This is a genomic window from Candidatus Hydrogenedentota bacterium, assembly GCA_018005585.1.
Taxonomy (GTDB): domain Bacteria; phylum Hydrogenedentota; class Hydrogenedentia; order Hydrogenedentales; family JAGMZX01; genus JAGMZX01.
In genome coordinates, this window is sequence record JAGMZX010000054.1 from 1 (window position 1) to 10,348 (window position 10,348).

The window sequence follows — 10,348 nt, forward strand, 5'->3', positions numbered from 1 at the left end:
GGGGTATGTGGATGCGCCGGAGCATTGGCGATATTCGTCGGCACGCAACTACATTCTGGAGGATCACTCGGTTCTTGAGGTGGACAGGGTCGAGGAGAGGTGAGGGGTGCCGAAGCGGAGCTTCGGGGGAAAAACGCGTTCCCAAGTGCAACTTGGGAACGAGCCTTGGGGGCGCGACTTGGGAACGAGCCTTGGGATGCAACTTCGGGTCGAGCCTGATGAATGGACCAGAGGCACAAGCCTCCCCCGAACGGGGGCCCGGTCTTCGGCCTTGCCGGACGCCGGGAGCGCCGTCCGCCCTCGCGCGGACGGGCCCACGCGGGTTTCGAGGGAGACTACGGGCTCGTTCCCGCGCCCGGCGGGACAAATACAGAACAAGCCGGAGCGAACTGGCAGGCCAAAACCGAAGGCCGGCCCCGGCCATGTGCCTTGAGCGCTGTCTCAGCTACTGCGCCGGGGGCTTGGGCGCTTCCGGGGCTGTTTCGGGTGCGGCGGCTTCGGGCTTGGCTTCCTCCGTTGGTTCGGGGACGAGCGTTGCGTGGTGGATAATGTCGAGGCGCGGGAAATTCGCCTTGAGGTAGGCCGCGCCTTCGGTGCGGATGCGTCCCTGGTCGGGCCGCAGCTCGTATTCGGCGTTGATGGCCGTGACGACGTCCATGCCTTTGACGACCTTGCCGAAGGGGGCGAAGCCCATGCCGTCGAGCTGGTCGTTCTTGCCCAGGTTGATGAATACCTGCGTCGTGCGCGTGTTTTCGCCGCGCGACGCAAAACTCACCGTGCCAACGGCGTTGGTTTCGAGCACGGGGTCGTCGGGGATTTCCGAGCCGACCCACTGCGCGCCGACGCGCGGGTCCGCGGGCATGCCGAACTGGACCACGAACCCCGGCACGACACGGAAGAATGCCGCGCCATCGTAGAACTGCTTGCGGACGAGGTCGTAGAACCGCTGTGCGCCGAGAGGCGCCCACTTCTTGCGGCACTCGATGACAAACGTGCCATTGCTGCATTCGAACTGTACTTGAAACACTTCGGGCGCCTCCGCAGGCCAGGTTTGAGCCGGGCTGCTGTCCGCGGCGGTGGTTTCCGGCGCGGGCGTGGCCTGTTCGCCTGCGGCTTCCGCCAAACGCTGTTCCGCCACCGCCTGTTGCTGGAGCTGGGCATAGGTCAGCCGCGACGGTCTGAACACATAGTTGAACCAAGCGACGCCGACGAGCACCGCCAGCGCCACGATAACCGGAACCACTTTCTTCATCATTTTAATGCACTCCCGGACTTCGCACGCCCATGCCCCATACGCAAGGGGCAATCGGAGGCGTGCTGTTTGCACGGAACCCGACGCGGAAGGGGAAAAGAGCCCCGGAACCGCTGGCTTGTATCCGGGCCGGTGCATCCTCGCCCAGCCCGGACACGAATCACGCTTGTTCCAGAATGATCAGGAAGTCGTTATAGCTCTTGCCGTCGTTAGGGGTAACGGAAACAACCCGCCACCCTTCCTTCAGCAGTTTGTCCAATTCTTCTTTTCCGGAACCGTTGGATTGAATAATCACCGATGTCTGCATATCTCCTCCTCCCGGGGCTGTCCTGGAGGGTCCTGCCCCGATTGCTGCCGCATCTGGGCTAGTTCTTTTCCAGGATGATAAGAAAGTCATTGTAACTCTGGCCGTTGTTTGGGGTTATGGACGCGACCGCCCATCCATCCTTGAGGAGCGCGTCCAACTCGCTTTTCCCCGATCCGTTGGATTGAACAATCACTGACATCTGCATACCAGATTCCTCCAACACATGGCCTAGGGCGCCCGTCCAGGCTTCCCCCCTTCGCTTGAAGGGCCGAGTTCGCGCCGCGGCGCCTGCGGCTGTCTGTCTACCTAGTGTAAGGGTAATGCGCCCCTTTGCGCAACTACCCTGTGCCGTCTTAAGCTCTGCGTGCCGCCGGACCCGGATTAATCCTCCCTCTTTTCGCGACGGGGCCTTGCATCCGGCCTATCCCGATTATATTCGGGGTAGAACTCCTTAAGATACGCTATCGTGTCCGCAAAGGACAACTGCCCCGGCGCGGTCGGGCGCCCGCAGGCCGCGTAGATCAGCGCGGAGCCGAGCGCCGGCAGGAGGATACGCGTGAGGCCGCCGTACGGGCCCATGCCCATGCTGACCACGGGGTGCGGTTCCGCCGCGGTGAACAGGGCCAGCCTGCGCACGTCCTCCGTCCCGGTGCAGAAAGTGGCGACCTTCACGATATCCGCACCCATGTTTCGCGCCTGCCGGGCGCGCTCCTTGAGTGTGCGCGCGCCGGGTGTCCTGGCGAAGTCGTGATAGGAACCGATGGACAAGATGCCCGAGCGCGACGCCATCTGGAACACTTCGGCGGCGATGTCCGACGATGAAATCTCCACATCAATAGCCTGTACGCAAGGCGCAACGCGGCGGTACAGGTGGAGACGCGCCATGTCGTCTTGGTCCCAAGCGCCGCCCTCGCGGCTGGCCCGAATCGTGGCTATAACCGGCAGGCCCTTGACCCGTTTCACCTGCCCGGTCACATACGCCGGCGACCGGCCTGTAAACTCGTCAATGCGCAATTCCACGGCGTCCACGCCCGCCCGGACAAGGCCGTCGAGCGTCGCCTGTGGCGTGTTGTCGCGCAAACACACCACAACGCGCGGGATGGAACCCAGCGTTACATCGCCTAACCGCAGCATCCGCGGAGTCCTGAAACGGTTCGTGCCTTCGGCCTTTTATTATAGGTGTTTTCTATGCGCACAGGCACTATGCGCCTTTCTGGCGGGCCGCCCATTCGGCGCTCAAGCGCGGCCGCTGTTTCCAGCGCCGGTGGAGCCAAAGCCATTGCTCGGGATGGTCGCGCACCATCCGTTCGACCGCGTCCTGGCACCGCTGGGTGACTGCGAGGAGGTCTTGCTGGGCATTGCCGGTCACTTCATACGGGATGCTCGGGTAGAATTGCACGTGGTAGCGTCCATCCGGTTTGCGCCACATGCCTGCGGGATGAATCGGAGCGCGGGTGCGCAGCGCGACGATTGCCGGGCCGATGGTTGCCCAGCACGGTTGCCCGAAGAAGGTGACGGGCAGCGCGCTCTCGCGCGGGCTCTGGTCGATGAGCATCCCAATCAGCCAGTTCTGCGCGAGCAGCGTCTCTATGTGGCGCGCGGCGTGATTCTTGGGAATGGTCCTGATACCCACGCTGCAGCGGAGCGCGTCGACATAACGGTCCAATTCGGGCGCGTCAAAAGAGCGCACCACGACCATGAGCCGGAAACCATGCGCCGTCAGAATACCCGGTATCCATTCCCAGTTACCCAGGTGCCCGCCGACCAACAGCGCGCCGCGGTTCGGATCGATGTGCTCGATGCCGGCCACGTCGATATAGCGGCGCCAGCCATCGCCGCGCAACGTTGGGAGGCGCGACAGCTCGACCGCAACGCGCAGGGCGTTGTGCACGGCGCCGCGAAGTATTCGCAGCTTTTCGCTCCGGTTGAGGGTGTCGCCATAAGCCAGGTCCAGATTGGCGAGACCGGCGCGCCGCATACGGGGCACTAGGCGGAAAGCGACCTCCGCGAGCGCGGCGCTTAGCGCTCGCGCGGCCGGCAAAGGCAACAGCCGGGTAAAATAGCCGAACAGAATCGAAACCCATGCCGTAATATGCCGTCCCAGGCGCAAGCCCCCGTGCGCCATGGCTAGACCTCGAGTTCCACGGAATCGCCCACCCCGGGCGCATACCTGGTGCAGCCGTTGTTCGTGTTTTCGTGCATCCACGCGATGGCCTCGGGGTCTCCATGCACGAAGATAACGTTGCGCGGGTGGACGTGCTCGATGACGTTCTGCAGCGCCCAGCGCGGCGCGTGCGCGCTGAAGTCGAAACGCCGGATATTGTCGAGCGCCAGCTCCACGGGCGGATATCCCCACGCAAAGCGGACGACATCTCCTGGCTTTGAATGCGAAAGCCTGTAACCCAGGGTCTCATGGTCGAGGTAGCCGACGAAAAAGACGCCATGCCGCGTTTCCTGCACCATCTCGCGCGCGATCATGGCGGACGGGGTAGTCTCGACCATCATGCCCGAAGTGGCCACGATGATGCAGGGATGATTCAGCAACTGGTCGATGCGCGCCGGGTCCCAAACGTTGCCCACGCGGTCGAAGAGGTCCAGCGGGCGCAGACAGGCGTCGCGCCGCAGGAAATGGCCGAAGTGATCGTATATCTCATATACGGCCCGGCCCAGGCCGGAAGCGTAAATCGGCACGCTCGGAATGCGGCCCTCTTCCTGGAGCCGGGAAACGATATTCAGGATTTCCTGCGTGCGGCCCAAAGCGAAACACGGCAACAGCGCGCAACCGCCGCGCCGCAATACTTCATCCAGCGCGTGGGCCAGACGGTTCACCTCTTCGCAATAGGTCTTGACGCGCGACTCGTCCGCCGCGCCGCGCGTGCTCTCGATGACCAGCGTGTCCACTTCGAATTGACAGTCGAGCAGGTTGTGACCGCCCATCAGTTCCTGGTCGCATTCACAGATGTCCGCGGTGTAGAGGAGCGTGTGGCCCGGCATGCGCAACAGGATACTGCCGCTGCCGAGCACGTGTCCCGCGTGATGAAAACTCGCCTGTACCGGCGGGTCCAGCGCGAGGTCGATGGGCGTGTCCATCGGGAATGCCTTGGTGCAGCGCATGGCGTAATGCACATCGCCATGGTCGTAAAGCGGGCACTCGGGCATGCCTTTCTCGCGAACCAGCGTCTCCATGACCGCCACGCTGTTGTGCAGCATCCGGTCCATAATCCGGACGGTCGGCTGCGTGGCGAGGACTTTCGTCAGCGGGAACTCCCGCAGCAGGCAGGGGATTGCGCCGATGTGGTCGACGTGCGCGTGCGACACAACCAAGGCGTCCGGCGGACGACGCAGCAGTTCCAATGCAGGCAGGGCTTCCGGGCCTTCCTTTTTCGGATGGGTGCCGCAATCCAGGAGGATCTGGCGCCCGTCAACGGAAACCCGGTAACACGTGGCCCCCACTTCGCCGCCGCCGCCCAGGACTGTGAACGTGATAGAAGGACTTCCACTCATACATATTGAATTCTACGCGGAACTGCATGGTGAAATCAAAACGTGTCCGCGCGCGAAATGCGGCTGGGCCACGGGTCTGCGCAAACGCTGAGAAACGAGCGTTGTTTGACGGATTTGTCCCGTGTTTCCTAGAATACCGACGGTGCGCGCAAGCAGAGCACGCTTCGCGCCGCCAGGAAGGACAACCCCGCTCTCGTCATGTCCGGCACATCACATCAGCCCGGAGCGCCCGTATCTCTGGATGCAGCCGTGCGCCTCGCGGGCGCGCGCGCCGCGGAAACGCTCATGGGCGGTGCGGGTGTTACCGCCGGCTCTCCCCGGCTTGCCAGGGTGCAACTGCCCGTGACCGAGGTTGCGCCTCTGGACTGGCTCCGCGCACAGGGGCATCTCACGCAGTATTATTGGGCCGACCGAGAGGGTGAATTCGAGATGGCGGGTGTCGGCGAGGCGGACGTCGCCGCTCCGGACTGTGTGGACCGCGATGACGGCGACGTGTTCGCTCACATGCGGGCGCGGCTGGCGCCGGACGCGCGCAGCCAGCGCTACTGCGGCGGGTTCCGCTTCCATCCGGGCCCGGCGCGCAGCGCGCGGTGGCGTGCCTTTGGTGATTTCCGGTTTGTCGTGCCGCGATTCGAAGTGCTGCGCCGCGGCGACCATTTTGACTTCGCCTGCAATGTGCTGGTTGGCGACCCGGCATCAAACCGCCGCACCCTCGCTTCCGTGGCGGAGATGCTGGATTCCCTGCGGTCCCCGCATTGCGCGGGCCAATTGCCGCTGCCGCCGGTGGCCACGCGCGCGGACGCCCCGGACCGCGGTCAGTGGGAGTCGCTGGTTGGAGAAGCGCTTCGCACGTTTCGTCCGGGCGCGCTGGAGAAGGTCGTGCTTGCGCGCGAGACCGTCTTTGCCGCGGCGGGCACGCTCGATGCCGTCGACCTGCTCACGCGGCTTGTCGAGCACACGGAACAGTCCTTTGATTTCTGTTTTCATCCCGCGCCGGACCGCGCGTTCATCGGCGCCTCGCCGGAACGTCTCTACAAGCGCACACAGTGTTTTCTGGAGAGCGAGGCCGTGGCGGGAACCCGCCCAAGAGGCCGTACCGATGCCGAGGATGCGGCGCTCGGCGAGGCCCTGCTCACGGACGAGAAAAGCCGCCGCGAGCACGCCTATGTCGTGAACATGCTTCGCGAGACTCTGACGCGGCATTGCAGGCACCTGTCTATCGAGGCGTCGCCGTCCCTGCTGCGTTTGCGCAATGTGCAGCACTTGAAGGTCCGCGTGGAAGGGCTGCTTGCCGGTCCGGAAGACGACATGGCCCTGATCCGGGCGTTGCATCCCACGCCGGCGGTTGGCGGCGCGCCGCGCGCGGCGGCCCTGAAGTGGCTCGAGGAACACGAGCCCTTTGACCGGGGCATCTATGCTTCGCCGGTGGGCTGGGTGTCGGCGGACGGTGCGGAGTTCTGCGTGGCGATCCGCTCGGGACTCGTGCTGGGCGACACGCTTGCGCTCTATAACGGCGCGGGCATTGTCGCGGGGTCGGACCCGGCGGAGGAGTGGGCCGAACTCGAATACAAGATGGATAATTTCCTGCGGGTACTGTTCGAATATGTTTGAACACGCGCCGAACATCAATGCGCTCTGGTCCGCCCTGATCGTGGAAGAACTCGTGCGCGGCGGCGTGTGCGCCTTCTGCCTGTCGCCGGGGTCGCGGTCCACGCCGCTGGCGGTTGCGGTCGCGCGAAATACCGCCGCGCGGCCGGTCGTGCACTTTGACGAGCGGGGTGCGGCTTTTCACGCGCTGGGCTGGGCGCTGGCCACGGGAAAACCGGCGGTGCTCATCTGCACCTCGGGCACCGCGGCGGCCAACTATTGGCCGGCCGTGGTCGAGGCGGCGCAGTCGTGCGTGCCGCTTATCCTGCTGACGGCGGACCGTCCGCCGGAGTTGCTCGCTTGCGGCGCGAATCAGGCCATTGACCAAATCAAGCTTTTTGGCGGTTACGTGCGCTGGCACTGCGGCCTTCCATGCCCGGACTCGCGCGTGCCGCCGGAATCGGTGCTCACCGCGGTGGACCAGGCGTTGTATCGTGCACGGCGCGCGCCCGCCGGGCCGGTGCACCTGAACTGCATGTTCCGCGAACCTCTTGCGCCTGTGTCCGGCGGCGCCGGCCCCGGGTCGTTCGACAAGCGCCTGCGCGCCTGGGCCGAAAGCGGGCTTCCATACACGCGCTGGGAGGAGAACGCCGCGCGATTGGCGGACCGCACGCAAAGCGACGTTCTCGAATTGATGGGTTTCGCGCGGCGGGGCCTGATTGTTGCCGGGCAGCTGCACAAGCCCGATGAAACCGACGCGGTCCGCGCTCTAGCGGACGCGTCCGGCTGGCCCGTGTTCCCCGATATTGCCTCGGGGTTGCGGCTGGGCGCGCAGGGGCGGAATTGCGTCGCGTTCTACGACCTGATGCTGCTCTCGGAGATGTTCCGCGAACGCTTTCGGCCCGATGTGGTCCTGCATCTCGGCGGACCGGTCACATCGCGGCGTTTGCAGGAGCATCTGGCCGCGGTCCGGCCGGAATACGTGCGCATCGCGGACCATCCCGAGCGGCATGACCCGTTGCACCACGTGACGCGGCGCATCGAGATGGACGTTGCCGCGTTCTCGCGGTGGCTTGCCGCCTCGGTTGCCAGATTGCAGGCAAACCCGTGGTCCGCGATGCTCGTCCGCGCGAACGAGGCCGTTTCGGCGGCGACGGCGGCTTGGTCCGCCGCGCAAGAAGGGCTTAGCGAAATCGAAGGGGCGCGGCTTGTTGCGAAGTTGTTGCCGGAAGGGGCGGCGCTCTTCTGCGCCAACAGCATGCCGATCCGCGATTGGGATATGTTCGCGCCATTCGACGGCCCCGCTGCGCGTGTCTTCGCGAACCGGGGCGCGAGCGGCATAGACGGCAACGTTGCGACCGCGGCGGGTCTTGCCAGAGCGTTGGGGCGACCGGTTGTGGCCGTCCTGGGAGACCTGGCGGCTCTGCATGACCTCAATTCGCTTGCTCTGCTCAGAAACCTGAATGCGCCCTGTGTGTTGGTCGTGGTCAATAATGACGGGGGCGGCATCTTCTCCTTTCTGCCCGTGGCGGATTACCCGGACGTTTTCGAACGCTATTTCGCGGCGCCGCATGGCTTGCACTTCCGCGACGCCGCGGCCTTGTTTGGTCTTGGATACTGCAATCCGGCGACGCGGCAGGATTTCGAAGCGGCGTTTCGCGCCGCGTTCGAGGCTGACCGCGCCGTAATTATTGAAATCAAAGCGGAACGTGCCGGAAACGCGCCGTTGCATCGCCAGTTGCAGTCGCAGATTGCCGCCGCGGTCGAAAAAGCCTGCACAGCGGAAGTCTGAGCCCGTTTCGCGCCGCATATCAGGGACCGCAGTCGGGTAAGGGAGGCAAGAGCGTGCGGGTCAGAAGCCAGGACGGTTGGCGTATTTCGGGAGAAGTCCACCACCCGCCTGTAGTCTTCCTTCACGGTTTTATGGGCGATGCCGCGGATTGGGACGACATCGCGTCGGCGTTTTCAGGCGCCTTCCGGTGCCTCTGCGTCGACCTCAACAGAATCGTGGCGGATACCGCGGGAAGGTGCGGCATGGCTGATGTGGGCGCGCGCGTGTTAGGGGGGCTGGACGCATTGGGTATCGGGCGCGCCGCGTGGGTAGGCTATTCGATGGGCGGACGCCTTGCGCTGTATTGCGCGCTGGAATATCCCGGGCGCGTTTCAAGGCTCGTGCTCGAATCGGCGTCGCCCGGGTTACGCGAGGAAGACGACCGGGCGCAGCGGCGGGAACACGACGCGGCGCTTGCGCGACGGCTGGAGGAGGCGGGCGCGTATCCGCGCGGGGAGGAGTATGCTTCCTTCCGGGCCCTTGTCGAGTGGTGGTATGACCAGCCGCTCTTCGCGAGCCTGCAAAACAAACGTGCGTTGCGTGAGCGTATCATCCAGCGGCGCCTTGCGGGCGATCCCCGCGTGTTCGCGCGCGTGATGCGCGCGCTGAGCATAGCGGACCAGCCCGACCTGTGGCCGCTGCTTGCGAAACACCGCATTCCGACGCTGTTGATCGTGGGCGAACAGGACCGGAAATTCCACATGCTGGCCGAGGCAATGGCCGAAGCATGCCCTGCGGTGGGGCTCCAGCCGTTCCCGGAATGCGGCCATAATGTGCACCTGGAAAACCCCGCCGGCTACGCTACTGTCTTGCGAGCGTTTCTGTCCGCGGGTCAGGGGGTGGAGTGTTGACGTTTGCGGGCCGGGACGGCGCGCTGCATGCGGGAACCGCATATTCTCTTATCATTTCGCGCGCGGCGTATGGTATTCTGACGTGGTGATTCCTCCGTGGGCTATGCGCGCAGACAGTGTGACGGTCACGTTGCCCGATGCCGCCCGTGAAGCTTTGTCGCTCCCCATCGGGGACCGCGTTCCGCTGTCGGAGTTGCTCTGGGGCAGCATTGAGCGTGGTGCGGGTTTTGAAATCGTGCAAGCATGGGCGGTCAGGGTTGGGCGGAGATGGTGCGAGAGCAAGGAAGGAAAAGTTCAGTGTCAGCGGGCGGAAGAGGCGATGGGACGGGTCAGAGAACGTCTGAGGCCTTGATTGCCGACGCCCATCCCAGAACGTCCCTGGAATCGTGCGACGCGGCCCGGTTCCAGGAGGGGAGATACGCTGGTCCGGGAAACCGGATGCTTGCTGCTGTTGATGACAGCATGGACGCGCCAGGGCGAAAGCGGGGCCGGGTCCGCGGGAATCGCAGGGAATACGAAGGCGGCCTGTTGCGCGTTCCCCATATCTCGTGGCGCGCCGGAGCGGCCCCAATGCTTGTATGTTCTGGTTTTGGCGCGCACCAGCAGAAACCCGGAGGACCAGGTGCTCCCCGACGCGGAGGACTATGCGAGAAGATGTCGAAAGGCAATTGTAACGTTGGAGATTAGGAAATGACGGTCATTCACTGGGCTGATGCCAAGACATATCAGGAAATCAAGTACCAAAAGGCGGAGGGCATCGCAAAGATCACGATCAACCGCCCGCACCGGCGTAATGCGTTTACACCATTGACGAACGACGAGATCAGCGACGCCCTGCGCGACGCGCGTTTCGACCAGGAGATCGGCGTTGTCGTCCTTACGGGTGCGGGTTCGGAAGCATTCTGTTCGGGCGGGGACCAGTACATTCGGGGAGAGCGCGGCTACGTGGATGACCGCTCCGGCGCGCATCGCCTCAATGTGCTGGACCTGCACCGGCAGATTCGCGCCTGCCCGAA

11 protein-coding genes are annotated in these 10,348 nt (G+C 64.4%); 5 read left to right on the forward strand and 6 right to left on the reverse strand.

Annotated features, from left to right (window positions below):
* Positions 1–445: 445 nt before the first annotated feature.
* From KA184_10945 to KA184_10970, 6 genes are all read right to left on the reverse strand, one after another.
* Positions 446–1,255, reverse strand: a complete 810-nt coding sequence (locus KA184_10945; GenBank protein MBP8130083.1) for a peptidylprolyl isomerase — start codon at positions 1,253–1,255, stop codon at positions 446–448.
* Between the two features lie 157 nt (positions 1,256–1,412).
* Positions 1,413–1,559: a hypothetical protein gene (locus KA184_10950; GenBank protein MBP8130084.1), complete on the reverse strand. Its 147-nt coding sequence runs from the start codon at positions 1,557–1,559 to the stop codon at positions 1,413–1,415.
* Positions 1,560–1,617: 58 nt separating this feature from the next.
* The gene (locus KA184_10955; protein ID MBP8130085.1) at positions 1,618–1,764 is read right to left on the reverse strand and encodes a hypothetical protein; all 147 of its coding nucleotides are present in this window, start codon (positions 1,762–1,764) and stop codon (positions 1,618–1,620) included.
* Between the two features lie 176 nt (positions 1,765–1,940).
* Positions 1,941–2,693: a type I 3-dehydroquinate dehydratase gene (gene aroD, locus KA184_10960; GenBank protein MBP8130086.1), complete on the reverse strand. Its 753-nt coding sequence runs from the start codon at positions 2,691–2,693 to the stop codon at positions 1,941–1,943.
* Between the two features lie 67 nt (positions 2,694–2,760).
* The gene (locus KA184_10965; GenBank protein ID MBP8130087.1) at positions 2,761–3,684 is read right to left on the reverse strand and encodes a lysophospholipid acyltransferase family protein; all 924 of its coding nucleotides are present in this window, start codon (positions 3,682–3,684) and stop codon (positions 2,761–2,763) included.
* 2 nt (positions 3,685–3,686) lie between these two features.
* Entirely contained in the window at positions 3,687–5,063 is a 1,377-nt protein-coding gene (locus tag KA184_10970) for an MBL fold metallo-hydrolase (protein ID MBP8130088.1), read from the reverse strand.
* A gap of 198 nt (positions 5,064–5,261) precedes the next feature.
* On the opposite strand from KA184_10970, the gene KA184_10975 reads away from it, so the two are divergent.
* From KA184_10975 to KA184_10995, 5 genes are all read left to right on the forward strand, one after another.
* Complete coding sequence (locus KA184_10975) at positions 5,262–6,674, forward strand: isochorismate synthase (GenBank protein MBP8130089.1); 1,413 nt, start codon at positions 5,262–5,264, stop codon at positions 6,672–6,674.
* Positions 6,667–8,442 carry a 2-succinyl-5-enolpyruvyl-6-hydroxy-3-cyclohexene-1-carboxylic-acid synthase gene (locus tag KA184_10980; protein ID MBP8130090.1) on the forward strand — a complete coding sequence of 592 codons (1,776 nt, stop codon included), beginning with the start codon at positions 6,667–6,669 and terminating at the stop codon, positions 8,440–8,442. Before KA184_10975 ends, KA184_10980 begins: the two co-directional genes overlap by 8 nt.
* 53 nt (positions 8,443–8,495) lie before the next feature.
* Positions 8,496–9,332 carry a 2-succinyl-6-hydroxy-2,4-cyclohexadiene-1-carboxylate synthase gene (gene menH, locus KA184_10985; protein ID MBP8130091.1) on the forward strand — a complete coding sequence of 279 codons (837 nt, stop codon included), beginning with the start codon at positions 8,496–8,498 and terminating at the stop codon, positions 9,330–9,332.
* 103 nt (positions 9,333–9,435) lie between these two features.
* A complete protein-coding gene (locus KA184_10990) occupies positions 9,436–9,684 on the forward strand; it encodes an addiction module protein (protein MBP8130092.1) in 249 nt (82 codons plus the stop codon).
* A gap of 338 nt (positions 9,685–10,022) precedes the next feature.
* The coding region (locus KA184_10995; GenBank protein ID MBP8130093.1) for an enoyl-CoA hydratase/isomerase family protein at positions 10,023–10,348 on the forward strand (326 nt) is incomplete at its 3' end.

Coding starts and splice junctions, on each gene's coding strand:
- KA184_10945 (MBP8130083.1), bottom strand. CDS start 1,255: ATGATGAAGAAAGTGGTTCCGGTTATCGTGGCGCTGGCGGTGCTCGTC.
- KA184_10950 (MBP8130084.1), bottom strand. CDS start 1,559: ATGCAGACATCGGTGATTATTCAATCCAACGGTTCCGGAAAAGAAGAA.
- KA184_10955 (MBP8130085.1), bottom strand. CDS start 1,764: ATGCAGATGTCAGTGATTGTTCAATCCAACGGATCGGGGAAAAGCGAG.
- aroD (MBP8130086.1), bottom strand. CDS start 2,693: ATGCTGCGGTTAGGCGATGTAACGCTGGGTTCCATCCCGCGCGTTGTG.
- KA184_10965 (MBP8130087.1), bottom strand. CDS start 3,684: ATGGCGCACGGGGGCTTGCGCCTGGGACGGCATATTACGGCATGGGTT.
- KA184_10970 (MBP8130088.1), bottom strand. CDS start 5,063: ATGAGTGGAAGTCCTTCTATCACGTTCACAGTCCTGGGCGGCGGCGGC.
- KA184_10975 (MBP8130089.1), top strand. CDS start 5,262: ATGTCCGGCACATCACATCAGCCCGGAGCGCCCGTATCTCTGGATGCA.
- KA184_10980 (MBP8130090.1), top strand. CDS start 6,667: ATGTTTGAACACGCGCCGAACATCAATGCGCTCTGGTCCGCCCTGATC.
- KA184_10990 (MBP8130092.1), top strand. CDS start 9,436: ATGCGCGCAGACAGTGTGACGGTCACGTTGCCCGATGCCGCCCGTGAA.